This is a genomic window from Psychrobacter sp. 1Y6 (assembly GCF_052258385.2).
In the GTDB taxonomy this organism is placed as follows: domain Bacteria; phylum Pseudomonadota; class Gammaproteobacteria; order Pseudomonadales; family Moraxellaceae; genus Psychrobacter.
Map to the genome: position 1 here is coordinate 841114 of NZ_JBQQEW020000001.1, position 24816 is coordinate 865929.

Below are 24816 nucleotides of genomic sequence, written 5' to 3' on the forward strand. Positions count from 1 at the left end.
GCACGAATTTTTTAAACATTGATTCTAAACACAAAAAACCCACTATCAGGTACGTAATAGCGGGTTTTTATGTATTAGGTGGCGGGCTTAAGTTAAGGCTTTACATTCATTGTGGTATAGCATAGATTAAAAATAGCTTGTGGATTCCATCCATAGGTATTTTATTCATCAGACTATATTATAAGGAAGTAGAAATGAGCGATCCAAAAAAAAATGATGATAAAAATTCAGGAGGTAGAATAGGGTTTGGTATCGAGTCAGACCAAGGTGGAAACAAGAAATCTACGGATCAAGGTCGAACCTCGTCACCGAATAGACCAAAACCGCCAAAACCACAACATAACCCAAATATATAAGTTTCTTTAGAATATTAGAATATTAGAATATTAGAATATTAGAATATTAGAATATTAGAATATTAGAATATTAGAATATTAGAATATTAGAATATTAGAATATTAGGATACAGATATGAGCAAACCAAATAATGACCGTACAGATTCAGACCGTAATATAAGATCAGACCAAGGTAGCAAAATTCGCGGCTCTATAGGTGATGCTGCAATCGGACAAAGCCCAACAATTAGACCAAAACCGCCGAAACCACAGCACAACCCGAATATATAAGTTTTTAAACTACTAGGATACAGATGTGAGCAGTCCAAATAGTGGCAATTCAGATGCAGGTCGTAGAATAAAATCAGACCAAGGTGGTTCTATCGGCAAACCTAGAGGCGATACTATAATAGGTCAAAGTCCAACACCAAATAGACCAAAACCGCCAAAACCACAACACAACCCAAATATATAAACTCTTTTAAATAGCTTTTTCTTATGTCCTTTATATATCTCATTTGCAGAAAATGTATATCAGTACGGGGGAAGTAAGTAATCATACTTCCGTATTCAGAGCTGAGCTTAACGTCGGCAACCTCTATCCAATCTGTACCGCCTGCATTTTTGGTATCTGTAACGTAAAAGGCTATACCATCATCATCCATTATAAAAGGGGAGAACACATCCCCGCAAAATTCATTAGTGTCATCGCATAGATATTGTCTACCATCTTTGTGAATCAATTTTATTTGAGTTGCTTCTATGCCTTTATAAGAAGACAATGTTTTCCATACATCACCTGAACTAATTGTATGGCTAACTTTGCTACGATGCAAAAATCCTGTCCAGCCAGCTTCAGCAAACTTCACCCAAATAAAAGCAATAATTGGTCCAGATAATACTGCTAGATATGCCCAGTTTGATTCCAAAAATTGTATGGCAAGCGCTGTTGGTAAACCTAAGAGCAATACCAACATCCAAACATCGGTAAGCTTTTCAGTATTTCTATAGTCACGGTTTAGTACAATATAGCCCCAGTAACCTGCAACCAATGTGGCTTGTATTTGCAGTGGCAACTGTAATAATTCTTGCATAAGAGCCCCCTAACATTTGACTAGTATTATTGCACATACTGAGAGTACAATTTAAAAATGATAAGCAATAAAAAAACCCGCTAACGAGTAGCGGGTTTTTTTAAAAGATCCTAGATAGGGTTTTGTACTTTAGGTTTTATTTTCCTATATATAGCAACTCCCAATATAGCAACCAAAATAAATAGTATTCCAGACCAAAATACTGGCATAGCACTAGAAATGTTATAAAAGCTATAGACAACAGCTAAATACACAACGGTTATCATAACCCAGTACAAATGTGTTTGCTTTTCAATAAGGTCATAGATTTTAGCTTTTTCAATCACCCACCGATCTTTTAGACTTTGTGGCAGTTTGCCTTGGCTCTCAAAGCCTTTCACTTCTGAGATTAGATTATCAAGTACGGCCTTCTGGGTAGATAGAGCAAAACTACAAATAATTGCATACACTAATAATGCAATATAAATAATCACCTGACTATTGGAGCTACTACCTTTTAGTATTACTGGAGCTGCTGCTGCAATAGGCAATGCAAGTATTTGTGAGAGTACTTTAGAGATACTATCATTGACTCGGCTGATGAACTTCTCACTATTCTCCTCAAGCTTTTGAACAAACTTTTCATACTTGAAATCTTCGAGGTAATTATCGAACTGACCTTTGGCGGCAGCATACAGGCGCTCAGTATTTTCTATTACTGTACATATTTCAAGGGGTTGAGAGCTAGTCTGAATATCAGATAGTACTGATGCCAAAATTGACTTTTTTTCATTTGAATGTCTATTTACATCATCAACCTTTAACCATTTGCAAAAATCTTCTATGGTTTTTAGCTTATTTTCCGAATTGTTAGCGAGACCTTCCAGAATAGTCTTAAAAGCACCGAGATTACTACTTACATCATAATGAAGCTCAAAAGTTTGTTTACCTACAAAGATAATCTTTCTACCTGAATCGTCAAGATATGACGACATACTTTCAAGATGAATTAATAACTCTCGTACCGCCTTATAAGCGACAATAATTTTTGGAGTATTAATATCTTCAGAGTAATATTTTATATCCTTGATGTAATAAGGCTTCTTACTTCTATTATTATCAGGTAGGCTGCGAACAAAATCTCCTTTGATGAACTTATCAATACTGTCGTAAAGCCAGCCTAAGCTTAATTCAGGTTGCCGTATTTCTAAATTTACAATCTCTCCAACCTGTAATTTACCTCCTAGTATATTTATACGAGTTACTACAGAGTTATCATCTGACGTTAAATTTTTGATTAGTGATAACGTTGTATCATTTTCGATGCAACATTCAGCCTGAGTGGATTCTTTGAGATCCACTTTGCGATATAGTGTCACTAAGTCTGAAAAATTTATAGTCATATTTACTTTGAACCACCTTTATCATAAGCATCTAAAATATCTTGTGGAGGTTTATGGAAAATAACTTTACCACCTGTAACTGTAACATCATCGTCGCTAATTGCTTCGTCATCAAATGAGAATGCCCAATGCTTTGTTCTATGAAACTGAACTGCCAATCCTCTTAGAGAACCCTTATCAGGTACAAATCCATCTGAAATAGGGCAGTCATGCTCTTCACCGTAACCTTCAAAAAAATCCACCAAATCTTGTGGCTCGTTTGGCCAAACTCTATTGGTGAACGCGTGCATAGAAAATTGGAGCGGATGAGGTTTATTATCGGCTAATTCTCTTAAATACTCGTTAGCATTTGTGAGTAAATGCGCACGCTCCTCTAGTTTTAGATCCTTACTGGTGGCAAAAAGCTTAATTTGAGTTACTAAATCTTTAGTTTCTTGGTTAGCCATCAATACATCGCTACAGCCCATAAATCTTTTGAAATAATTTGAAACCTCACCTTGACCTTTCAAAAAGCTAATATATCGTTGGGTTTTCCCACTTTTAGATTTCCAACTGCTGATGTTAACACGACCAGCGAAACGCACATTTTCAAAATTTAAGACATCATTTTGAGTTAAAGTCCAATCTTTAGCTGTTATCCCTACTTTTTCAGTCAAAATAGCAACTAAGAAATACTCTTGATCACCTTCTGAATAGTGAATAAAAGCAACCTTACCACCTTTTGCTCCTGCTTCATCTTTGCTTTCCGCCATGAGATGATTCATAAGACGTTCAGTACAAGAGTGAAAGTCATCTAGAATATCTTCATCGAGATAATCGTCAAGAATAGTTGAAGTTGGATAACTATCTGTATTTTCTTCAAAAACCCCGTATCCTTTACCAGCTCTACCACGATAACGTTCTGTTAAATTTGCTAATAGCTTATCTGTAGAATCGTCAATAGGTAGTACGTTAGGATTTAGAATAATATCAACATTCTCGGTGCTTCTATGTTCTTTTATTAATATGTGATATGTACTGTTATGAATCATATTTTACCCTTTATTTACAATCATTATTAATGGAAATTGAAGATGCACGACATTACCTGTCACATACACATTATTACAATAGTAGCCGTATTCGCTATCATAACTTTACTGATTGATACTATAAAGTATTTTAGCCAACTAAATTTCATCCATAAAAAAAGACATCGAAAAAATGTCTTTTTTTATGGATGAAATTACTATTCAAACATTACTAAATTAAGTAAAACTTATTGGTATGCACCGTACTGATTACAACCATAAAACCGTATGCATGTATTACTCTCCAGTCTCAACTTCAAACGGTTTAATCACAAAATCCTCAACGCCTGAGCTGATGCCAATCCCTTTAATATCCTGCACCGCATTAGGGTCAGCTAAGATAGCGTCTTTGTTGATTTCTTCCTTAGCTCGGACAAAATTCTTAAGTTTACGATCAGCTTTTAGCATCTCCAGCAGCTTGTCGACACCGCGTAGATTGACCTTGGGTGGACGCACTCGCCATGATACCTCACTAATCGTTTGCTCAAAGAGCGTTAGGCATGTGAGCGCAGCACGTTGGTGCGTTTGAGCCAGATAGTGACCAAAGTTGTTATCGCAAGCGATAGCATCAGTTTTGAATTGATCAAACAGTGATTGATTAGACATGACCCGCTCTCTTTTTAGCTTGTTTAGAGTTGGTTTTATCGCTTTGATGTGAAGGCGGTAATGGTTTAGCAGGGTCATGAACAACGAGACCGAGATTACAGTCATAGACTTTTTTGCCGCGCTGTACTTCAGGCGCTTTGGGTCCTGTATTGTGTATCAGCTGATAAATGGCCAACTGCTTTGCCTTTCCTGCTTGGCGTACTTGTAAGTACCGCGCGCTATGCAGATGCCGCAGATACTGACGTACACTGGCAATATTGAGTACCAGCTCAGGCGTTGAACCGCTAGCTATGATTTGATTGGCGTTAAATGTTTTGAGGATGCGTATCGTACGCCATATTGTCTCGCTGACAGAGGGCGGCTTCGGTGAGCCTTTACTGTCGATACGCGGTGGTTTTTGACCGATATCACGTATTAGCTGATAGCGATAGGTTGGTAGCTTGCGTGTGAGACTGATTTGTTCACGTGAGACATAGCCCGCGCTCAGTAACATGCCAAGCCACGTCTTGGCTTTATCGTAGTTGATGGTTGGGATAGTGCGCGGTACATCGCGGATGATGATACCATCCACTGATGCGCGAAGCATGTCCCACAACTTCTCATAGTCGCTACGCACGATAATACGTGAATTTGAAACAGAGAGTAGGGGATTTGAGTTGATAGTCATGCCTTTTTTATAGTCACTTTCGAGTGAGTTTTGACAATTACAACACATAGGATATTCCTTTTAAAATGAACGTGGTTTAGGTGATTGACCAGTGATGAATCCATTAGGTAGCAGCTGCTGGATATCATTCATGCTGACCTGCCGCATACCACATTCAAGAGCACGCTGCCCGAGCATTTCAATATTGGTGCAAGTACGGCGTGTTGAACCGCGCACCGCACCGACTAGCTGTTTAAGTACTTGATCATCAATAGTGATCTTTGGTGCATAGACCTTTGCTAGCAATGCTGCATCATATGCCGTCGCGGGCTGTGCTGGAACCCAGCTATGCACACGACCGTGGAAGCGCTCCCAGCGTTCAAGCTTTTTGGGTAGCATCTCCTCTCCGATGATTAATATCGTGCCCTGCGATGACTCATAAATATCCCTTATTATCTCAATCTTGTTACCTTTTACAAGGTGATCAGCTTCATCTATAATCAGCGGACGTCCTGATTTTTCTAGTTCCTCTGCGATTTGTTCAAGCATCTCAGCAGAGGTTTTGGTAGCTGGAATAGTCATTTCGCGCAGCACCGACTCAAGGAAGCTCTTTTTTGTGGCAATACTCGTGGCCTGTACGTAATAGGCGTTAAGCCTATTAGCGATATAACTGGCAGCAGAGGATTTGCCGTCACCACTTCGGCCATAGAACACCCCGATCCCTGGTAAGCTTGGATGGCGGCTCTGTATACGCTCTATAGCTTCAAAGCACACCGCGACGTTCGTGACTTGCGCCACCCCGACAGCGGTAGGGGGTAAGCCAGTATTGATATTATTTATTACTTCACGCACGATTTAATCTCCTATGATTGAATATGCGTACTCGATTAGACGGCAGTCATTGACGTGATTGTCGTCACCTTTTTTTGGCTACCTAAATAGCTAACCTTACGTAAAAAACATCTTAGTACCATGCTTCTCCTCATGAGTAACTTGATACGCTTTCATCTTTATCTTGAATATATTTGACTCTGGATACAGCTCATAAAAATCTTGATCGCTAGTCGCCAGCTCCTTGCCAGCTTTGTCTTGCTCATAAAGAGCCAGCCACAGCTCAAATTTCTCGTCTGGTGTCATATTCGTATTACTTGTTTTAGGCTGCGGCATAACGGCTTCTTGCATGGGAATAAAAGGCTTTTGTACTAGCTCAGCGTCTCCACTATGTAAGCTATTTAACTTGTCAAACGTCGCCTGCATGGATACCTGTGGTTCTACGACCTGTGCACCCTCTATTTCTGCCAACCGCTCATTAAGTAGATTTTGTGCCCGCTCAATATCAGCCGTTGGAATTATTTGATTCTCCACATGCTCAAGCACTCTATGTGGTACAAGATTTTCCAATGCTGCATCCACATGTACCTGTGCTCGTCTGACTTGTCCGATAGCCCGTTTTTCACGAGCGTTATCCACTGCTGACTGGCTAAAGTAGGCGCGCTTATTGGCTTCGAACTCAGCGATACAGATTAGTCGATGGGTGAGGTCACGTACCCAGACCCTACTGCCGTCGTGAATGTCATAACCGACTAGCATTATCTCACCGTGATATTGTTCAAGATCGCGGCTAAAATATTTATTGCTAAACAGATTGATCTCGCCGCGCAGGCACTTACGCTGCACATAAGGACGATATAGATCATCGCGCTCAGCATTTTTCACAGTGAAAAGTTCAATGCCCGCTTTAGTCATTGCCTCTACTTGCTCATCCCACATTTTTTGCGGGGTTAGATGCTCACGTCGACCGATCACTTTGTTATAGCGACGCGGTAGTCCAGAATGCGGCTCATTGTTGTAGCTATGCACTGCCTCAGAGGCGAGCACAAGAAAATCATCCCAGCTGATCAATGTGTTCGACACCCCACTCTCCTTGATATCTTTGCGTGTCTTCTTAAACACAGCTTGCTTTGCTTGACGATCCATATCTGCACCTATATAAGTAGGCAATCGACGGGCCAGTCTTATCCAAATAGTCTTATGCACCCGCTCAATCATCCCGCGTGCTTGTGAGTTATAAGCGGTAGAGTGTTTCATCTCAGTGCCTAGCCGTATCATCAGGCCAGTAGCTTCACCCGTCATCATTACGTTTTTATAGCCTGGGCCATTGTCGACATAAAGTATTGCTGGCACTCCGTAATCACACGCTGCGCTTGCTATAGCGTCTAGTACTGCCAAGCCTGATTCTGCCAAATCAACGCTATAGCCCACTACCATTCGCGTACAGATATCCAGCACAGTGGTAATCTCAACGCGAAAAGGCTTACCCGTTAAGGGGTGCATAATCTCAGCATCGAACGTATGACCATCCGCCGTATATCCGTCAGTGGGTAATAAGACGTTGTCATCACGGCGCACAAACGGCTTAATGTTTTTAATTTCACGGCTACCCATTCGGCCGCGCCTTCGTTCGACATTACCGACATGCATATCTAAAAAATACCGCGCCTGATGATAGCTGGGCACATTCACAGCGCTATCACCGTAAGCTGCCTCAATACGGCGCATGACCTCGGCAAGCTCTGGCTTGGCAGGATTAGCCCATAGCTTTAGCAGTATTCCGGCCCATTCTGGTATCTCAGTAGTGCGTGCTTTAGGAGCAAGTAGTGCTACTGCACTGGCATCAGGATTAGACTCGCTAGTCTCAAATGCTTTTATCCAGTCAAATAAGGTGCGACGACTGACATTACCGCGACCCTCATTACTAGAGTCAGCGCCACCAGACTTAGCATTGGCACGTTTAACAGTAGCGATCAGCGTATTGTCCAAACGATTATCTTTACTCGCTTTTGCAAAGGCCTCTATTGCTTTAGTTTTACCTATCAGCTCAGCGGTTTTCAGCACATTGCGCACCACGGCTAGCCGCGCAATGGCACACTCTCGCTGCCAGTCTGCGAGTATCGCTGCGTTAGAGATGACATTATTATTCGTAGTAGCAAGCTCAGTACAGACGCTTTTTGCAGCATCAGCTATCACAGCTTCATCGGCTAATTTTTGTAATGCTTGCAATTTCACTGCGACAAACATCTCATCAGGCAAAACATACTCACGGCGCATACCACCACGGCCTGAGCTGGGGACTTCAATAAACTGCCAACCATTTCTTGCTACATACATTTCAATACCACGACGGGATTTAGGAAGTTCTTCTAAAGATAACTTCGTAATTTCCGAAATTGCGAATTGATTTTTCATGACAATAGCTCCGCAACCGTGGTATATTTAGCGGAATACCTTGGTCTAACGCGCTTTTTGTCCACCGCCCAGCGGGTAGGGAACAGCAGTTGCACAGGCACATTTAGATCTTGAGCGATAGCCAACTCACCTTTTGTAAACGGCTCAGCTAAGGCTTTACTAACGGCACGATTATCCAAACCCATCTGTTCGCATAGCTCAGCCAAAGTCATACCCCGCTTACGGATAACAGATTTTATATCTTCAGAGTGCCAGCTACCATTAGGCAAACAATCAAGCTGACTAAACAGTGAAAAATTCTCAAAGCTCAACATAGTAGTAACCCTAATCAGCGAAGCTGGTTTATTTTTATTAAGTTTGATTCATACTTCGTAAAATCAACTTATAAACATAATAATTCGTAATTTACGAGTTGTAAAGGCTTCGTAATTAAGATTGCGCAATTAATTTGAAGTATTTTATTTTTTATATAAATATCAATAGTTTATAAATTAAGCAAAAAATAGGAGGGATTGGTATGACTGCGCAATTACCTGAAAATAATATGGCAATGGAAACACCGCTCAAGAAAAGACTTTGCGAATTGATGACGGAAGAAGAAAAAGAGCAACCGTTCTCGTTTGCCACTCGTGTCGGAATAAGCAGCTCAACTTTTCACGGAATTTGGACAAAGGGCAGTACCAGTATCCACAGAGGTACTGCCAAAAAAATAGCCGAAGCTACCGGGGTAGACGTCGACTGGTTGCATAAAGGGGTGGGCGTACCTTATCCACATGAGGGTAGAGTACTGCACCCTAGTGATGGTAAAGAGTTTGACAGTTTCCCCAAGGACATAGCAGAGGGTCTGAAGCAAGAAGTGGTGAGGCAGAGATCGAGATCAGCAAATGAGGTCATGCAAGAAGGAATCGAAATGAGGCTAGGATTCAATCCAGACTATATAGCAGACGCCCTAGACATCATTGATGACGTAGTAGCTACCACGGGAATCCGTATCGATAATCATACCAAGGCCGAATTTATCATGAAGCTATGCTCGCTACTGAACACCGAAGAGGATAAAGACAAAGTCAAGCAAACGCTATCATCATTATTGCAGATGATAAAAGCCAGTTAATATAGGCGATATAGATTGTTGGGTGCATAGTGATACTACCATTCTCAAAATTGAAGCAGCAAGGATACGCAGACATCTAGAACACAATCACAGACTGACAAGCAAAAAAAGGACATAGTTGCCTATCTCAGCAACTATGTCCATTTCGATCAAAACACCACTTTAATCATGTCTAGCACAACAGTTAAAGCAGTCACTATCAAATATAGCACTGATGACCCTGCCAGTCCGTTTAAGCTAGCGATGGGCTACTTAGATCAATAGCACCACGATGACCACGAGTAAAAGTAACCAATGCAAACTTAGTATAGATAAGTAATAATTCTAGTAAAAAATACGATAATCATAGCAAACCCTATCCATACTATGCTGCTGCCACAATTTTACCTATATGATAATCATCATACTGATCGCCTTTAATGTATGACTGTGTACCGATTTAGTGCAGAATAAATTACAACTATCTTTGAAACCTATTTGCACCGCCTATTTAGTGCAGAATAACTTATAAATGCTCTCAGTTCAGGCAATCAGATAAATCCTAGCCACCTTTGACTGTATCCCGTATAACTAAAGGATTCCTATCCCACTTCAGTTCATTTAGTCCCGCTACTATCTAGTGCAATATAAAGTACTAACTCACACTTCTATAAAATACTCAATAGTAGGTTGTACAGCTACTTCACTACTTCACTACTTCACTAACGAGTTTTCAAATTCGATTGTCTGATCGTCTACTAAGATAAGCGTACCTTTATTAATCTCGATAGTGATGCCACTAGCATTTTTGATAGCGCGCATGACATTGATATCCTCAATGCTGCTTTCAATAATGATCTTGCCAGACTGTTCTGTTGCGATAGGTGGATCAAACGTTGTCAAAGGCACATTAAAGTTTTTACCTTTTGTCAGATTGGCATCCTTCATGGTCAGCGTCCCTTTAAAGCTTTTTATCGCGCTTTTGCCATGATTGGATAGCATAAACTGCATTTTGACCTGATTTAAGCTATCGCTATCACTGGTTTTCACAGGGAGCAGGGCGACAGGGTACATCTGTGCAGTAGCATTAGCTGCCTGACCTTTGACAATTGGGCTTTTCTTGCCCGTTGGGTTGTTTGGATGCAGCCGCTCGTATTCACGCTGTTGTATTAGCGCCTGCTTGATAGTGGTGCGCGGCATGGCTCCTGATTCATAGGCATCGCTCAATTTCATACGTAGCATATATCGGCTGAGTACTTGTTGATCGGCCTCAGACAATTGCTCAAAAGTTTGTCCTAGCTTTTTTTGCCATTGGTCTGAATCTGTCGGTATGGTTGTTTTACTTGGATCAGTCTGCGGCGATGAGCAGCCAGTCGCAATCACTAGCATTGCTACCGTCATGGTTGAAAACAAAGTTTTGTTGAAACGCTGATGTAAGCCCGTCATCGTACCCCTCCTTGCAGATCTTTATTATGTTGAAACCTTATAAATAGTCGCGACTATATTCTTAATATACCTTGTTTAAACATCTGTTGTGTTTAGTTATGGCTAACTAAAACCGCAAATATCGCAGAGTACTTAAAAAAATACGTACTATGAATAAGATGGAAACAGGACGTAGCAAGAAGAGAGTTAGAGAAATATCAGTAATGCTTTAACTTTTATAACAGCCACAAAAAAGACCAAGCTCGCGTTAGCAAACTTGGTCTTTTTTATTTTAATATTATTTAGCAGCGATACTATTGATGAGCAACGATACTATTAATTGTTTAATCGTTGTCTTGCAACTCAGATAGCGGATGAGTGATGTTGTTATTATGCGTCACTACAATCGCTTCATCAATAATATGCTGGCTAACACCGCGCTTACGTAGCGTTTCGATGAATACTTCATCATGGGCAAGCGTATAATCCTGATGGTCACGATCCAAGCCCTGACGAATATAAAGACGAATAAGCCCTTGGATGCGCTTAAAGCCCAAGTCTGATGACGTCGTTTCTAATAGGCCAATCATTTCTTCAGACAAACGAATACTAATCGGGCGCATGATCTTTTGCGGATGATCAGAAAACTTATTTTTTATACGTACAGGTATCATAATAAACCATTACTTTTAGTGAGTAAGAGCGAAGCACTCAAACAAAAACGAACCCAATCAAAACTAATCTTACCATACAACAAAAATGTCTAAAAGAACACCACAGCCGTGCTAATATTATTAGAAGTAAATATAAAAAACACAGCAATAAAAAAACCTCCATCAAATTATGATGAAGGTTTTTAGTATATGGCTCTCCAACCTGGGCTCGAACCAGGGACACACGGATTAACAGTCCGTTGCTCTACCAACTGAGCTATTGGAGAATAGCTGGTCATAACAGCAAGTTATTGACGCTTCATATAAAAGCAGTTAATTAGCTTGTTTGCGTTATGTGGGGCACATTTTAGCCAAGTCACTACAGGCTGTCAACCTTATTATGCGTTTAATTATAAATATTATCGCAATTATTGAAAATTAACGCCAATCCCTTATCAGATAGGCTATTTCAAGATAGAACTCAATAGAAAATGACGATAAATGTGTTTTAAAAATAAAATGTGCTTTAGAAATAAAAATTATTTTTAGGAAATTTTATATGGCACATAGGACAAACGATAAAAATATAGAACCAGATATCAATTTGGCAAAGCAAAACTGGATTTGACGCTTGGTATTTTTGAATATAAGGGTGGTGCGATACCGTTTGACACAATAAAGTTGCAAGACAGCCCTTCACATTGGCAGTAGTATTCTATAAAATACCGACCATGTGGTTTCTTTGCTATGTTTTTTCATAGCATGCGTTGAACAAAAGCGGGTGTTCTAAAGATGAGTCCTACTACGATTGCTTACGGTTATCTGACTATTGCCATTATATGCGAAGTAGTGGGTACGACTTTTTTGGTAAAGTCAGAACAGTTCACCCGTTTGGTGCCAACTTTGATGATGGGTGCGCTCTATGCGGTTTCATTTTATCTATTGGCTCAGACGCTCAAGACCATACCGCTAGGCATTGCGTACGCACTGTGGGGCGGGCTTGGAATTGTACTAACCTCACTCGCTGGTGTGGTGCTATTCAAGCAAAATCTTGATACAGCAGCAGTGGTCGGTATCGCGATGATCGTCGGCGGTGTTGTTGTGATGAACTTATTGTCTAATTCTGTGGTGCATTGATATGGGAAATGCTTATAAGCGTAAAAAACAGCCAGAAGTCATTCGTCGTGCGTTGTTAGATCAAGCAGCACGTATCACGCTGGAGCAAGGTCTATCTAAAGTGACGTTTCAGGCAGTCGCTGATGCGGTTGGGGTGACAAAGGGTGGTGTAATGCATCATTTTTCTACCAAAAATGCACTCGTGCTAGAAGTCTTCAATGATGCAATGGCTAAGTTTGAGGCAGAAGTAAATTCAGCAATGGCTGACGATCCTGTTAAGTACGGTTCATTTACCCGTGCTTATATAGATGCCACTATCAGCCTCGGCGAGCAAGGGCAGGAAGAATATGACAATCAAGCAACCTTATATGTGCTAATGCTAGGTGATAGTGAGCTGCGTGAATTGTGGGCTAAATGGGCGAATGAGCAACTCAAAAAACATGCGGCAACGGATAATACCGAGACGTTATGTATGGTTCGCCTTGTCGCGGACGGTATTTGGCTCTCAGACTTTTCAGGTATCGATATCGCAGACAAACAGTCATTACGCGATCGCTTGATAAAAATGACACAACAAGACTTTGATTTGTAAAACAATTTTTATTTTACTATTTAAAGACTAGATTTCTTAAAGACTAAATTTCGAAACTTAACTAACGACGACATTATTCGGCCTGAGTAGCTTTATATAGTTACTTTTGCTAATCGTCCTAAGGAGAATTTATGATTGATTTTAATAATTTGACAGATATTATCGATTTAGACCAAGTACAAACAGCTTATATCAACGGTCGCTATCTAGCGGTGGATGAGTCGCTAGCGACTTTTGAAGATATTAATCCAGCCACTGGTGAAGTATTGGCGACGATTCAGCAAACCAGCAATGAGCAGATTGACGAGGCCGTGAAGGCCGCACATAAAGGTCAAAAAGTTTGGGCGGCGATGACAGCAGTTGAGCGTGGCCGTATTTTATCAAAGGCTGTTGGAATATTGCGCGATCGCAATGATGTGTTGGCACTACTAGAGACCAAAGACACAGGTAAAGCTTACTCTGAAACTAAGTATGTCGATATCGTCACTGGTGCTGATGTCGTTGAATACTATGCAGGGCTAGCACCGATGATTGAAGGTCGTCAGATTCCATTGCGTGATACTAGCTTTGTCTATACTCGCCGTGAGCCACTTGGCGTGGTCGCAGGTATTGGCGCATGGAACTATCCGATTCAAATCGCGATGTGGAAAGCGGCACCTGCACTGGCTGCTGGTAATGCGATGATTTTTAAGCCATCAGAAGTGACACCATTGACGGCATTAAAACTGGCAGAGATATTGACAGAAGCTGGATTGCCAGATGGTGTGTTTAACGTCGTACAAGGTAACTACGAAGTAGGTCAAGCGCTAACTGAACACCCAGATATCGCAAAAGTATCGTTCACAGGTGGCGTACCAACTGGTAAAAAAGTCATGTCGAGCGCGGCAGGCTCATCTCTAAAAGACGTAACTTTAGAGCTTGGTGGTAAATCACCTTTAATCATATTTGATGACGCAGATATTGATACCGCTGCTGACATCGCTATGATGGCCAACTTCTACAGTACTGGTCAGGTATGTACCAACGGTACGCGCGTATTCGTCCCTAAAGCGCTACAAGCTAAGTTTGAGCAAGCCATCTTAACTCGTGTTGAGCGTATTAGACTGGGCGACCCTATGGATGAGAACATTAATATGGGTCCATTGGTTAGCTTCCCGCATATGGAACGCGTGCTTGGCTATATCGAGCAAGGTAAAAAAGGCGGCGCACGTCTGCTAACAGGTGGCGAGCGCGTTACAACGAACGAGCTTGCAAACGGCGCATTTGTCGCCCCGACAGTATTCACTGATTGCACGGACGATATGACTATCGTACGCGAAGAAATCTTTGGTCCAGTAATGTCGATATTGACTTACGAGACCGAAGAAGAGGTTATTCGCCGCGCTAATGATACCGATTATGGCTTGGCAGCTGGGGTTGTGACTACAGATCTAAAACGCGCGCATCGAGTCATCGCTCAGATCGAAGCTGGCATCTGCTGGTTGAATACGTGGGGCGAGTCGGCAGCACAAATGCCAGTAGGCGGCTATAAGCATTCTGGTATCGGCCGCGAAAACGGTATCGAAGCGCTCGAACATTATACTCAGACCAAATCTATCCAAGTAGAGCTGGGTGCGTTTGAATCTGTCTTTTAATCAATCTTATTGAGAAAAACGAAGCCAGTAAGGTTGCTTATTAGCTTTAATTTAGCCTTTTTAGGACACCTTACTGACCCTAAACGATTTATGTTTTTTCAATATTATGGAGTATGTTATGACATCAACCACACCTGAGTATGACTATATTATTGTTGGAGCAGGCTCAGCAGGAAATGTGCTGGCCACGCGTCTGACCGAAGATGCCAGTATTAAAGTACTGCTGTTAGAAGCAGGTCGTCCAGATTATCGTTTTGATTTCCGTACCCAAATGCCAGCTGCGCTCGCCATGCCGCTACAAGGGACGACTTATAACTGGGGTTATAAGACAGACCCTGAGCCATATATGAATAATCGTGTCATGGACTGTGGCCGCGGTAAAGGGTTAGGTGGCTCATCACTGATTAACGGTATGTGCTATATCCGTGGTAATGCGCTAGATTTTGATGACTGGTCTAAGATAAAAGGCCTATCAGACTGGACATATTCTGATTGCCTGCCATACTTCAAAAAGCTAGAAAACTGTGACGCTGGCGAGAATGACTATCATGGCGTGGGCGGTCCTGTTGAAATGACTACCTCAAAGCCAGGGGTCAATCCACTGTTCCAAGCTATGATTGAAGCGGGCGTACAAGCGGGCTATCCACGTACCGAAGATCTAAACGGCTATCAGCAAGAAGGTTTTGGTCCGATGGATCGATTTGTGACGCCTAATGGTCGCCGTGCATCAACGGCTCGCGGCTATCTTGACCGTGCCAAACCGCGTAGCAATATCACAATTTTGACAGGTGCATTGACTGACGTGATTTTATTCGACGGCAAGCGCGCTGTCGGTGTCAAAATCGAGCACGAAGGCCAGACCAAAAACTTCCATGCCGCTCGTGAAGTAATTGTCTCATCTGGTGCGATTGCCTCACCGCAACTACTGCAGCGTTCAGGTATCGGCCCTGGTCAGTGGTTAAAAGAAGCTGGCGTGACTGAAATATTGGATCTGCCAGGTGTCGGTAATAATTTACAAGACCATCTAGAGCTATATATGCAGTATGAATGCAAACTGCCAGTGTCGATCGCGCCTGCCAATAAATGGTGGAATAAGCCTGCGATTGGTGCAGAATGGTTGTTCAATGGCACAGGCCTTGGTGCATCTAACCAATTCGAAGGTGGCGGCTTCATCCGTACCGATGAGAAGTTTACCCATCCAAACATTCAGTATCATTTCTTGCCACTAGCTGTACGCTACGATGGCCGCAGTGCTGTGAAATCACACAGCTTCCAAGCACACGTCGGTTCATTACGCTCACCAAGCCGTGGCCGCGTCAAACTAAAATCACGTGATCCGAAAGCACATCCAAGCATCTTGTTTAACTATATGTCGCATGATCAAGACTGGCAAGAGTTCCGTGCTGCAATGCGTATCACGCGTGAGATCATGCATCAGCCAGCGCTTGATCCTTATCGTGGTCGCGCGATTGCACCGACCGATGATTTGGTTACCGATGCTCAATTAGATGAATACGTACGCAATCATAGTGAGACGGCTTATCATCCATCTTGTACCTGTGCGATGGGTGAAGATAACGATTCGGTAGTAAACGGCGAAGGTCTGGTACATGGTATTGATGGCTTGCGAGTCGTCGATGCGTCTATCATGCCAAACATTATTAGTGGTAATCTCAATGCTACAACTATCATGTTGGCAGAAAAAATCGTCGACAAGATGAGAGGCGTACAGTTGCCACGTTCAACGGCAGATTATTATGTAGCCAATGGTGCACCGCTGCGCTCAGAGCCAATGCGCGATTATCTCTCGACGGTGTAGGCTGTGATACAAGCCTGCATACAGGTTACTGAATAAATAACGATATGAGAAAATTTTAACCAAAAGGCCTTTCCAAGTAGAGGCCTTTTCTATCAGCGCTAACGTATTAGAATAATGAATACCGTTCAGGTTGAATTTGTTTATAATTTTATTAGCTTTTTATTTATTGGTACTGCTTTGTCCGTCATGCGGTTGGTTCCACGTTATACGGTTATAGATCATCAGTCTACTATTAGACGATGCCGGACAAAGCAATATCGGACCCTGTTTAATTTACCTATTGAGGTCTTTTATGTACAGTTCGCCATCACAAGATGTGACGAAACCTCTGACCCTAAACAAAACGGTGTTTATGGGCTCAGCTATTATTTCTATTCTATTGATAATCTGGACCATTGTTTTTCCAGATTATAGTGAGGCCTTGTTGAGCGCGAGCATGACTTGGGTATCAGACAAGTTTGGCTGGTATTATATGTTGGTGGTTGCCGCTTATAGTATCTTTGCGTTATTTGTCGGTTTTTCTAAGTACGGTGATATAAAGCTTGGTCAAGATCACGAAAAAGCACAATTTCCGTTTTTAGCGTGGGCGGCCATGCTGTTCTCAGCAGGTATCGGTATTGACCTGTTGTTCTTTGGGGCCTCTGAGCCTTTGATGCATTATTTGACCCCGCATACAGGCCTAGAGCCTGCGAGTGCTGAGGCCATGCGCGAAGCACTTGCGCAAACCTTTTTGCATTGGGGTCTGCATGGTTGGGGTATTTATGCGCTGATTGGTATGGCGCTGGCTTACTTTGCTTATCGCAAAAACATGCCGCTGGCGTTACGCTCGCCGCTGACACCGATATTTGGTGAACGCTTAATCAAGGGCTGGCTAGGCGATGGTATTGATACCTTCGGCGTCGTCTGTACGTTGATGGGTATTGCGACCAGTTTGGGTATTGGGGTATTACAGGCAAATGCTGGCTTGACTCATGTGTTCGGTATCGAATCTAGCAAAACGGTTCAGGCGCTCATCATCGTAGGTGTCGTCGCTGCTGCTGCTGTCTCTGCTATGACAGGTGTCGAAAAAGGCGTTCGTCGTCTATCTGAATTCAACATGTTGTCGTCAATACTGTTGTTGCTTGCCATATTGGTAATGGGCAATACGGTGTATCTATTAAATACCTTTACTCAAAATATCGGTCAATATTTCCAAACCATCATTTATAAAACCTTTGACGTTTATGCTTATGACGGTGCTGCTGGTGCCGAGTGGAAATCTTGGTGGACGATATTTTTCTGGGCATGGTGGGTTGCTTGGGCACCATTTGTAGGTCTATTTATTGCACGTATTAGCCGTGGCCGTACGTTGCGCGAGTTTGTATTTGGCGTGATGTTTATTCCGCTTGGGTTTATTTTTGCATGGTTCTCTATCTTTGGTAATTCAGCGATAGACTTGGTTGCCAATGGCGCAACAGAGCTTGGCGAAATCGCGGTCAATGATGCGGCAATGGGCATGTTTGCACTGTTTGAATACTTCCCTTACAGTGAAGTATTGTCATTTGCTGGTGTGGTTATTGGTCTTATTTTCTTTGTGACTTCTGCTGACTCAGGCGCGTTAGTATTGGCGAACTTGAGCTCAAGAGGTATGACCAATGATACCGATGCTCCTGTTTGGTTACGTCTGTTTTGGGCAGCAGCGACTGGTCTTATTACGTTAGGACTGCTATTTGCAGGTGGTTTTTCTTCACTACAGTCTGTCTCTGTCATTGCAGGATTGCCATTCTCTATTATTCTTGTGCTTTATATGATGTCTATGTGGAAGTCGCTAAAAGAAGAAGGCAACAAGCGTAAAGCCAGTACAATCGGCACAGCAAATGTGTTGGATAGCGGGAAGAGCTGGAAAGCGCGCTTGCAACGTATTGTAAGCTTCCCAGGACATGCACAGGTTGAAAAATTCTTGCATACGGTTGTGATGCCAGCGATGTCTGAGGTCGAAAAAGAGTTTAAGGCAGGTGGTCTCAAAACCTCGTTAGATACCAAAAACCTTGCCAGTATCGGAGAAGGTATCGATGCAGGCATGGATCAAGACAGTGGTCAGGTAGACGGTCTAAAACTGCGTGTCGGTCATGGCGATGAAGATGACTTTATTTATGAAGTTAATCTGATTAAAGCTCATCGTCCTAACTTTACATTGAGCACATCTACCAAGCACGCAGAGTATTACTACCGTGCGGAAGTGTTCTTAAGTGAAGGCTCGCAAGAGTATGACTTGGTTGGCTACTCAAAAGAGCAAGTATTGGTTGATATCTTAAATCAGTACGAGCGTCACTTGCAGTATCTGCATTTAGAGCGTTAATCAGGCACACTTTAATAAGTGGCAAACAAGCACCGCAAATATAAGGTAAAATTCCCTAAGATTAAATTGATCGACTGATACGCTGCAACGTATTAGCAAAGGATACATTTGTGACCAAATTAAAGTACATAGCACATTACTCAGAGCAGATTCAAACTCAAGCTGCTCAGCTTATAACTGATGGTAGGTTGGGCGAGTATCTGGAAAAAAAGTACCCGACTCAGCATCAAATCCAAAGCGACAAAGCGCTCTATCAGTATATAAATGAGATAAAAACCCAATACATGCGTAAGATTGGTCAGCTATCAAATGTCAGCTATAGCAGTAAACTAAGAGTTTTAAAACATGCCCTGGGTATCCATACGACGCAATCACGCGTACAGGGGAGTAAGCTCAAATCGCACAATAGCATCACGGTAGCCAGTCTATTTAAAGACGCGCCGCCAGAGTTTTTGCGCATGATAGTGGTGCATGAGCTTGCCCATTTCAAAGAGCATGAGCATAACAAAGCGTTTTATCAATTATGCTGCCATATGGAGCCTGAGTATCATCAATTTGAGTTGGATACGCGACTGTGGTTACACTGGCGAGAGTTGTAACCCTAATATAGTCTTAATATAGTCATTCCACTATAAAATTATTACGGCGTTAACCTCGCTTGGAGTATCAAATATACCTCTGCACTCGGTTGCCTTGTACTACTTTTAAATTGAATCGACTATAGTATGAATAGCAACCTTAATAAGGTTCATAGTAATCTTAATAACAGCCACATAAATATCGTGTTCTTCTCTGTAACAATCATCTGAGCCGCTAGGGCGTGTCCTCAATTCAATTGATCATATCTAAACGGGCTAAAAATGGCTAAATTTTGCCAAACATCGTTAAATAGCTGGTTAATATCCCGATATTATCTGCGCTACTTTCCTTGTTTGACTGCAATTTATCTCATTTTTATCACCATTTTTAAAATGAGGACACGCCCTAGAATTACGTTATAATCCTAACCACACACGATATAGTCAATAAAAGGTTGTAAACAATGATTAATACCAAAATATATAAAGCCATTTACACCTTAGCCGAAGAATTGTTAGAAGCGGATCACAGAAGCAATCAAGAAAAATTTGATTCGCTGTATGCTGAACTAAACGCCATTTGTACCGATAATGAAGGCACTGACAAAGACCACCCAGAACAATGGGAAACGCTCGCTGACTTCACAGAAGATTTGGACGCAGCACTGGTGATTTATGACAAAGCATTGGCCAAGGCTACTGCCATTAACTCAAAAGATCATATGTCATCGATCGCTTTTTCTATGGCGGTGCTACAGCTTGAGACGGGTGAAAAAGAAGCCGCTATCCAAAGCCTACAAAACGCCAAAGTTACAGCCAATAAAATAGAAGACAAAGAGTTCAAGGTTGAGATTGATGAGATGCTTGCGAAGCTATTGGCAGAGTAGTTTTGATTATAGTCAATCCTCTATAAACTGGGTACGGTGTCAGTCTTGCCTAGCCTACTACTTGTAGTGCTTTCACTCGGCTTCCTTGTATTCAAGTTATATTGAACCGATTATAAATAGGGTAATCAGTTATGCAAGACATACCTGTAGTAATCGTTGGTGGTGGGTTAAGTGGATTATATGCCGCCTTTTTATTAGAGCAAAAGGGTATAGCGTATAGACTCCTAGAGGCGCGTGATACCTTGGGTGGTCGCATTACAGTTGCTAAATATTCAGATGCACACACTGTTAATAACAGTACTGATATTGATCAAGCAGAATCAAGCGCGGCATTTGATTTAGGACCGTCTTGGTTTTGGCCAGATTATCAAACGCAGTTAAGTACACTTATTGAATCGTTAAATTTATCACGTTTTGCGCAGTTCGAAGAAGGCGATATGATGGTTGAGCGCGCTGCCAATCAGCCACCTGTGCGTATGCAAGGTTATAAAAGCGCACCACCTTCTATGCGTCTAGTCGGTGGTATGGCTGCTTTAACTGATGCGCTATATGCTCGCCTAGATGCTAGTTGTATTATGACCAGTCAAACGGTAAGGCAGTTGAACAAGACGTCTCAAAATATTGAAGTACAGAGCGAAGATACTTCTGGACATGTGAACGGACATGTGATGACGTTCCGCGCGCAGCATGTGCTACTTGCGTTACCGCCTCGATTGGTAGAAGGTCGGATAGCATTTCAGCCAGCGCTACCGCAAGACTTAAGTGAACAGTGGCGCGAGACAGCTACTTGGATGGCGCCCCATGCCAAATACGTCGCTGTTTATGAGTCATCGTTTTGGCGAGATGCTGGTCTCTCGGGTGCCGCGCGCAGTGCGATAGGGCCGCTTACTGAGATACATGATGCCTCGACATTAGAGAACGATGGGGCATTGTTTGGTTTCTGTGGCGTGCCCGCTCAAGTACGACAGAGTGTCTCTGATACAGTGTTAAAAGAACATTGCCGTGTCCAGTTAGTGCGGCTATTTGGTGAGCAGGCGAGTAACCCAAAAGCTGAATATCTCAAAGACTGGGCACAAGATCCATTAACAGCGATGCCTGCTGATGCTAGCGGCAACGGTCAGCATGCAGTAGCCCTGCCATCCAAGCCAAAAACAGGCGTGTGGCAAGACTGTCTAACAGGTTGTGGTAGTGAGTGGTCAGCGCAATTCTCTGGCTATGTCGCTGGAGCAATTGATGCAGCAACCGTCGCTGTACAAAGCTTACCTACTGACATTTTGCGCCAGTAGCTATTAGGGTGCTGCTATAAGTTATTACAAAGGCCATCAAACATGATTAAGAAAGTTCATCATCCAATAGGATAGTCGATGAATGATTCGCTCAAGCAAGAGACTTCTCACAAAACCACTTGGCTGGTGCCTTTTGTTTGTCTACTGGCAGGCGGTGCACTCACTGGTATCTCGACCAATGTGGCAAAGTACGCTATCGATGTAGGTCTCACCCCATTAGGGTTTTTGTTTTGGTCGATTACTGGCGCTGCTGTTATTTTATTTATAACAGCGCTCATCAGAAAAGAGCTCCCTCCTCTTAATGCGCGCAGCTTAGAGTATTACTTTGTCGCGGCGCTGGTCAGTGTCGCGGCCGCCAACTTATTATTATTTTCTGCTATTCCTCATGTGGGCGCAGGTTTTGTCGCCTTAATCCTCTCATTGCCGCCACTGCTAACTTATCTTGGCGCGCTGATACTACGTATAGAGCAATTTTATATTGTCCGTGCGCTTGGAGTCATCGCAGCACTCATCGGGGCAGGAGCATTAGCCGTGCATAAATTCTCTGCGCCAGATTCTAGTGTGTTTTGGATTCTAATTGCGCTTTGTGGTCCAGTGCTACTTGCTATTGGTAACATATATCGGACATTACGCTGGCCTGATAATGCGTCTTCTGGCGCACTCGCTCCAGGCATGTTGATTGCGGCAGCGCTGCTGCTAGGGTTATTCAGTATGATGTCAGATTTCTCTATTGCTGTACCTTTAGAGAATTGGCTACCGCTAAGCATGATAGCTATACAAGCATGCGTATTCGCTGGACAGTTTTTACTATTATTTCTATTGCAAAAGACAGGTGGTCCTGTGTTACTGAGTTTGTTAGGTGCGGTAGGGGCCATCGTGGGCGTACCCGTCGCTATTTTTTTGCAAGGGGAGAGTCCACCAGAAGGTTTATTTTTAGGCGCTACTTTAATTGCTATTGGCGTGGCATTGGTGACATGGGGCGGCGTAAAAATAGCAAGAGTAAAAGAAGAGGTTTAATAAGTGTGTATAGGCGATAGCATTAAACTATAGAGTTATTAAAACCGTTACTTCCTAATGCGCACTTCTTATCTCGCTCTGGTTATCAGTATCTAGCTTATCAATAGCTACTATGACTCAATAATTGGTTACGATTAACTTAAATCACTTTTTGTGGATACGACAAAAAAGGAGTATAAGTATCGTGGTTATCGTTGTCATGGACTCAGGCTATGAATGCAGCCACGCGTTATCGATTATTAAACAATTTTACGATTCTTATTAGTGTCATCGGGGTAGCGATTGCCTTGTTAGATAGTGGTTTCACATTACCGACGTGGCTCCAGCAAGTATTCCATATTTTCTATTTGGTCATTATCTTCCTTAGTTTTATGGTGACCGCTGGTCGTTACATCTATACCAAAAAGCCATTAACGCTTAATAAAGTCGCCGTCTTTGACGCACTGACTAGCATGGCCATTATCATTTTATTGACCGCGCATTTTACGGACTTAGTACGTTCGGGCCTATCTGCTGCCGTTGATGGCTTTGTCGCGATAAAGATAGCGGTGTTTGTCACTTTCGTCCGCGAACTCTCCGATCACAATTTCAATCTCAATCGTACCTTTCTACATCCTGCCCAGTTTTTTATTCTAAGCTTTTTAGTTGTGGTGTTGGTTGGTGCATTGCTATTGATGATGCCCAATGCGACGACGCAGCCACTGTCTTTTGTTGATGCGCTTTTTACTGCGACTAGCGCGGTTTGTGTGACAGGGCTTATCGTAGTGGATACTGCCACCTATTTTACGACTTTTGGCCAAGTCATTATTATGGGTCTGATACAAATTGGCGGCTTAGGTATTTTGACCTTTGTGACCTATTTTAGTTATTTCTTTAAGGGCGGTGTCAGCTATGAGACACAAGCCAGCATCAGCGAGATGTCTTACATGCGCGGTATGGGTGATGTGGTGTCGACACTCAAGTCTATCTTATACGTCACATTTGCTGTCGAGGCGGTAGCGGCTGCGCTGATTTATATCAGTATTTATGACATACCCAATATGGATTGGTCTGAGCAGCTGTTTTTTTCAGTCTTTCATGCGATTTCTGCTTTTTGTAATGCTGGATTTTCGACCTTTAGTGCTGGCTTATACGATGATTCGCTACGTTTTAATTATTCGCTACAGCTGATTCTGGCGATGACATTTATCTTCGGTGGTATGGGTTTCACCATCGTGGTCAATGTGCTTAGATATTTACGTTATCGTGCTCAGCGGCTGATAAATCGCCATGACCAACGCTATATTTATCAGCCTTGGTTACTTAATATTAATAGCCGTATTACTTTGATTACTACAGGCGCATTACTGCTGGTCGGTCTGATTGGGGTAATGATATTTGAATACAACAATGTGCTCGCTGATCACACGAGCTTCCTTGGCAAGCTAGTAACAGGGTTCTTTACGGCGGCCACCCCGCGTACGGCAGGATTCAATGTGATTGATATGGGTGAGCTGACTTTTCCTACGGTAATGCTGACGATATTTCTGATGTGGATTGGTGCGTCACCAAACTCGACAGGTGGTGGTATCAAGACCAGTACCTTTGCGATTGCGTTATTGAATACATTGAGCCTAGCTCGTGGACAGACCAAGATAGAGGTGTTTAAACGGGAGATTGCTGAGATTTCTGTACGCCGCGCGTTTTCTATTATGTGGCTGTCGCTACTGGTCATTGGTACGGGTGTGACACTCATCAGCTATGATCAGCCAGAGCTTGATTTGATCAAAGTGGTATTTGAGTGCTTCTCAGCTTATAGCACGGTGGGCCTAAGTTTAAACCTGACAGCAGACTTATCAGATTTTAGTAAAATAGTGGTTTCGGTCATTATGTTCGTTGGCCGCGTCAGTATGCTGACAATCTTTATTGCACTGCTTAAAAATATGCGACAACGCAATTATCGCTATCCTACTGAAGAGATTACGATTAACTAATTCGTCGCAAACAGTTAAATAAACC

23 protein-coding genes and 1 tRNA gene are annotated in these 24816 nt (G+C 42.5%); 13 read left to right on the plus strand and 11 right to left on the minus strand.

Annotated features, from left to right (window positions below; genetic code table 11):
* The first annotated feature begins 194 nt into the window (after positions 1 to 194).
* The gene (locus tag ACTXGF_RS17195) at positions 195 to 356 is read left to right on the plus strand and encodes a hypothetical protein (protein WP_443535648.1); all 162 of its coding nucleotides are present in this window, start codon (positions 195 to 197) and stop codon (positions 354 to 356) included.
* Between the two features lie 115 nt (positions 357 to 471).
* Entirely contained in the window at positions 472 to 627 is a 156-nt protein-coding gene (locus ACTXGF_RS17200; protein ID WP_443534039.1) for a hypothetical protein, read from the plus strand.
* A 113-nt stretch (positions 628 to 740) separates the two neighbouring features.
* Here ACTXGF_RS17200 and ACTXGF_RS17205 read toward each other — a convergent pair whose 3' ends face one another.
* The 8 genes from ACTXGF_RS17205 to ACTXGF_RS17240 form a co-directional block, all read right to left on the minus strand.
* Positions 741 to 1430 (minus strand): hypothetical protein, encoded by a 690-nt coding sequence (locus ACTXGF_RS17205; protein WP_443534037.1) that lies wholly within the window; start codon positions 1428 to 1430, stop codon positions 741 to 743.
* 110 nt (positions 1431 to 1540) lie between these two features.
* On the minus strand, positions 1541 to 2812 hold the full coding sequence (locus ACTXGF_RS17210) for a hypothetical protein (RefSeq protein ID WP_443534035.1): 1272 nt from the start codon (positions 2810 to 2812) through the stop codon (positions 1541 to 1543).
* A gap of 2 nt (positions 2813 to 2814) precedes the next feature.
* The gene (locus tag ACTXGF_RS17215; protein WP_443534034.1) at positions 2815 to 3843 is read right to left on the minus strand and encodes a nucleoid-associated protein; all 1029 of its coding nucleotides are present in this window, start codon (positions 3841 to 3843) and stop codon (positions 2815 to 2817) included.
* Positions 3844 to 4119: 276 nt separating this feature from the next.
* Entirely contained in the window at positions 4120 to 4488 is a 369-nt protein-coding gene (locus tag ACTXGF_RS17220; RefSeq protein ID WP_443534032.1) for a host-nuclease inhibitor Gam family protein, read from the minus strand.
* Entirely contained in the window at positions 4481 to 5203 is a 723-nt protein-coding gene (locus tag ACTXGF_RS17225; protein ID WP_443534031.1) for a hypothetical protein, read from the minus strand. The genes ACTXGF_RS17220 and ACTXGF_RS17225 overlap by 8 nt, the downstream gene beginning before the upstream one ends.
* A 12-nt stretch (positions 5204 to 5215) precedes the next feature.
* Positions 5216 to 5986 carry an AAA family ATPase gene (locus ACTXGF_RS17230; RefSeq protein WP_443534029.1) on the minus strand — a complete coding sequence of 257 codons (771 nt, stop codon included), beginning with the start codon at positions 5984 to 5986 and terminating at the stop codon, positions 5216 to 5218.
* A 96-nt stretch (positions 5987 to 6082) separates the two neighbouring features.
* Positions 6083 to 8380 (minus strand): Mu transposase C-terminal domain-containing protein, encoded by a 2298-nt coding sequence (locus ACTXGF_RS17235; protein ID WP_443534027.1) that lies wholly within the window; start codon positions 8378 to 8380, stop codon positions 6083 to 6085.
* Positions 8377 to 8694, minus strand: a complete 318-nt coding sequence (locus tag ACTXGF_RS17240; RefSeq protein WP_443534025.1) for a helix-turn-helix domain-containing protein — start codon at positions 8692 to 8694, stop codon at positions 8377 to 8379. Before ACTXGF_RS17240 ends, ACTXGF_RS17235 begins: the two co-directional genes overlap by 4 nt.
* Positions 8695 to 8966: 272 nt before the next feature.
* Between ACTXGF_RS17240 and ACTXGF_RS17245 the strand changes: the two genes are divergently transcribed.
* On the plus strand, positions 8967 to 9494 hold the full coding sequence (locus ACTXGF_RS17245; protein WP_443534024.1) for a helix-turn-helix domain-containing protein: 528 nt from the start codon (positions 8967 to 8969) through the stop codon (positions 9492 to 9494).
* A gap of 693 nt (positions 9495 to 10187) precedes the next feature.
* On the opposite strand, the gene ACTXGF_RS17250 is transcribed toward ACTXGF_RS17245, so the two are convergent.
* The 3 genes from ACTXGF_RS17250 to ACTXGF_RS17260 form a co-directional block, all read right to left on the minus strand.
* Positions 10188 to 10919, minus strand: coding sequence for a hypothetical protein (locus tag ACTXGF_RS17250; RefSeq protein WP_443534022.1), 732 nt, complete (start codon positions 10917 to 10919; stop codon positions 10188 to 10190).
* A gap of 323 nt (positions 10920 to 11242) precedes the next feature.
* On the minus strand, positions 11243 to 11572 hold the full coding sequence (locus ACTXGF_RS17255) for a hypothetical protein (RefSeq protein ID WP_057761113.1): 330 nt from the start codon (positions 11570 to 11572) through the stop codon (positions 11243 to 11245).
* Positions 11573 to 11762: 190 nt separating this feature from the next.
* Positions 11763 to 11838: transfer RNA gene (locus ACTXGF_RS17260), tRNA-Asn, on the minus strand.
* Between the two features lie 505 nt (positions 11839 to 12343).
* Here ACTXGF_RS17260 and ACTXGF_RS17265 point away from each other — a divergent pair.
* The 10 genes from ACTXGF_RS17265 to ACTXGF_RS17310 all read left to right on the plus strand — a co-directional run bounded on the left by ACTXGF_RS17265 (position 12344) and on the right by ACTXGF_RS17310 (position 24791).
* Positions 12344 to 12688: a DMT family transporter gene (locus tag ACTXGF_RS17265; RefSeq protein WP_057761111.1), complete on the plus strand. Its 345-nt coding sequence runs from the start codon at positions 12344 to 12346 to the stop codon at positions 12686 to 12688.
* Position 12689: 1 nt separating this feature from the next.
* Positions 12690 to 13259 (plus strand): TetR/AcrR family transcriptional regulator, encoded by a 570-nt coding sequence (locus ACTXGF_RS17270; RefSeq protein WP_443534021.1) that lies wholly within the window; start codon positions 12690 to 12692, stop codon positions 13257 to 13259.
* Between the two features lie 131 nt (positions 13260 to 13390).
* Positions 13391 to 14893 carry a betaine-aldehyde dehydrogenase gene (gene betB, locus ACTXGF_RS17275; protein ID WP_443534019.1) on the plus strand — a complete coding sequence of 501 codons (1503 nt, stop codon included), beginning with the start codon at positions 13391 to 13393 and terminating at the stop codon, positions 14891 to 14893.
* Between the two features lie 118 nt (positions 14894 to 15011).
* On the plus strand, positions 15012 to 16712 hold the full coding sequence (gene betA, locus ACTXGF_RS17280; RefSeq protein WP_443534017.1) for a choline dehydrogenase: 1701 nt from the start codon (positions 15012 to 15014) through the stop codon (positions 16710 to 16712).
* A gap of 292 nt (positions 16713 to 17004) precedes the next feature.
* Positions 17005 to 19050, plus strand: a complete 2046-nt coding sequence (locus ACTXGF_RS17285; protein ID WP_443534015.1) for a choline BCCT transporter BetT — start codon at positions 17005 to 17007, stop codon at positions 19048 to 19050.
* 110 nt (positions 19051 to 19160) lie between these two features.
* Positions 19161 to 19649 (plus strand): M48 metallopeptidase family protein, encoded by a 489-nt coding sequence (locus ACTXGF_RS17290; RefSeq protein ID WP_443534013.1) that lies wholly within the window; start codon positions 19161 to 19163, stop codon positions 19647 to 19649.
* A gap of 443 nt (positions 19650 to 20092) precedes the next feature.
* Entirely contained in the window at positions 20093 to 20515 is a 423-nt protein-coding gene (locus ACTXGF_RS17295) for a tetratricopeptide repeat protein (RefSeq protein WP_443534012.1), read from the plus strand.
* A 131-nt stretch (positions 20516 to 20646) separates the two neighbouring features.
* Entirely contained in the window at positions 20647 to 21801 is a 1155-nt protein-coding gene (locus tag ACTXGF_RS17300; RefSeq protein WP_443534010.1) for a flavin monoamine oxidase family protein, read from the plus strand.
* 78 nt (positions 21802 to 21879) lie between these two features.
* The gene (locus ACTXGF_RS17305; RefSeq protein ID WP_443534008.1) at positions 21880 to 22818 is read left to right on the plus strand and encodes a DMT family transporter; all 939 of its coding nucleotides are present in this window, start codon (positions 21880 to 21882) and stop codon (positions 22816 to 22818) included.
* A gap of 212 nt (positions 22819 to 23030) precedes the next feature.
* On the plus strand, positions 23031 to 24791 hold the full coding sequence (locus tag ACTXGF_RS17310; protein ID WP_443534007.1) for a TrkH family potassium uptake protein: 1761 nt from the start codon (positions 23031 to 23033) through the stop codon (positions 24789 to 24791).
* The last annotated feature ends 25 nt before the right edge of the window (positions 24792 to 24816 follow it).